The 2,160-nt window shown below is 51.2% G+C and carries 3 rRNA genes; all 3 read left to right on the top strand.

Annotated features, from left to right (window positions below):
* Positions 1 to 175: ribosomal RNA gene (locus QTN95_RS20565) — 23S ribosomal RNA — on the top strand; the annotation flags it as partial.
* 158 nt (positions 176 to 333) lie between these two features.
* A 5S ribosomal RNA gene (rrf, locus tag QTN95_RS20560) occupies positions 334 to 450 on the top strand.
* A gap of 134 nt (positions 451 to 584) precedes the next feature.
* Positions 585 to 2,136 (top strand): 16S ribosomal RNA (locus QTN95_RS20555).
* Positions 2,137 to 2,160 lie beyond the last annotated feature (24 nt).

Below are 2,160 nucleotides of genomic sequence, written 5' to 3'. Positions count from 1 at the left end.
CGGAATCGATAACCGCTGAAAGCATCTAAGCGGGAAGCGAGCCCTGAGATGAGTCTTCCCTGACCCCTTGAGGGTCCTAAAGGGTTGTTCGAGACTAGAACGTTGATAGGCAGGGTGTGTAAGTGCTGTGAGGCATTGAGCTAACCTGTACTAATTGCCCGTGAGGCTTAACCATACAACACCCAAAGGGTTTTGCGGACTCAATGTAAGAACATTGAATGTGTCTTTGAGACTTTAACAGCTTTCCGAATTATTCGATTTGCAAGCAAATCTCACCCTAAAGGGCCGCACTAAAGTGCGTTTGAATTTGCGAGCAAATTGATAAAGAATTTGCTTGGCGACCATAGCGATTTGGACCCACCTGATTTCCATTCCGAACTCAGAAGTGAAACGAATTAGCGCCGATGGTAGTGTGGGGTTTCCCCATGTGAGAGTAGGACATCGCCAGGCTACCTATCAATCTGTGTGGGCACTCGTTGATGATAATCCAATTAGAAATTTCTCTAAATAAAGAGGGGTTTCAAATTAGGTTTCAATGAAACGAAGTGACCAAACGTCAGTATTCATTGAGCCGACAAAATCTTAAATTGAAGAGTTTGATCATGGCTCAGATTGAACGCTGGCGGCAGGCCTAACACATGCAAGTCGAGCGGAAACGAGTTAACTGAACCTTCGGGGAACGTTAACGGCGTCGAGCGGCGGACGGGTGAGTAATGCCTGGGAAATTGCCCTGATGTGGGGGATAACCATTGGAAACGATGGCTAATACCGCATAATAGCTTCGGCTCAAAGAGGGGGACCTTCGGGCCTCTCGCGTCAGGATATGCCCAGGTGGGATTAGCTAGTTGGTGAGGTAATGGCTCACCAAGGCGACGATCCCTAGCTGGTCTGAGAGGATGATCAGCCACACTGGAACTGAGACACGGTCCAGACTCCTACGGGAGGCAGCAGTGGGGAATATTGCACAATGGGCGCAAGCCTGATGCAGCCATGCCGCGTGTATGAAGAAGGCCTTCGGGTTGTAAAGTACTTTCAGCAGTGAGGAAGGTGGGTATGTTAATAGCATACACATTTGACGTTAGCTGCAGAAGAAGCACCGGCTAACTCCGTGCCAGCAGCCGCGGTAATACGGAGGGTGCGAGCGTTAATCGGAATTACTGGGCGTAAAGCGCATGCAGGTGGTTTGTTAAGTCAGATGTGAAAGCCCGGGGCTCAACCTCGGAATTGCATTTGAAACTGGCAAACTAGAGTACTGTAGAGGGGGGTAGAATTTCAGGTGTAGCGGTGAAATGCGTAGAGATCTGAAGGAATACCGGTGGCGAAGGCGGCCCCCTGGACAGATACTGACACTCAGATGCGAAAGCGTGGGGAGCAAACAGGATTAGATACCCTGGTAGTCCACGCCGTAAACGATGTCTACTTGGAGGTTGTGGCCTTGAGCCGTGGCTTTCGGAGCTAACGCGTTAAGTAGACCGCCTGGGGAGTACGGTCGCAAGATTAAAACTCAAATGAATTGACGGGGGCCCGCACAAGCGGTGGAGCATGTGGTTTAATTCGATGCAACGCGAAGAACCTTACCTACTCTTGACATCTACAGAAGCCAGCGGAGACGCAGGTGTGCCTTCGGGAACTGTAAGACAGGTGCTGCATGGCTGTCGTCAGCTCGTGTTGTGAAATGTTGGGTTAAGTCCCGCAACGAGCGCAACCCTTATCCTTGTTTGCCAGCACTTCGGGTGGGAACTCCAGGGAGACTGCCGGTGATAAACCGGAGGAAGGTGGGGACGACGTCAAGTCATCATGGCCCTTACGAGTAGGGCTACACACGTGCTACAATGGCGCATACAGAGGGCGGCCAACTTGCGAAAGTGAGCGAATCCCAAAAAGTGCGTCGTAGTCCGGATTGGAGTCTGCAACTCGACTCCATGAAGTCGGAATCGCTAGTAATCGTGGATCAGAATGCCACGGTGAATACGTTCCCGGGCCTTGTACACACCGCCCGTCACACCATGGGAGTGGGCTGCAAAAGAAGTGGGTAGTTTAACCTTCGGGAGGACGCTCACCACTTTGTGGTTCATGACTGGGGTGAAGTCGTAACAAGGTAGCCCTAGGGGAACCTGGGGCTGGATCACCTCCTTATACGATGATTATTGCGATGAGTGT

It is taken from the genome of Vibrio sp. M260112, assembly GCF_036533775.1.
GTDB lineage: Bacteria > Pseudomonadota > Gammaproteobacteria > Enterobacterales > Vibrionaceae > Vibrio.
The sequence above is the reverse complement of the archived record's forward strand: the minus strand, read 5'-3'. Positions and strand labels throughout refer to the sequence as shown.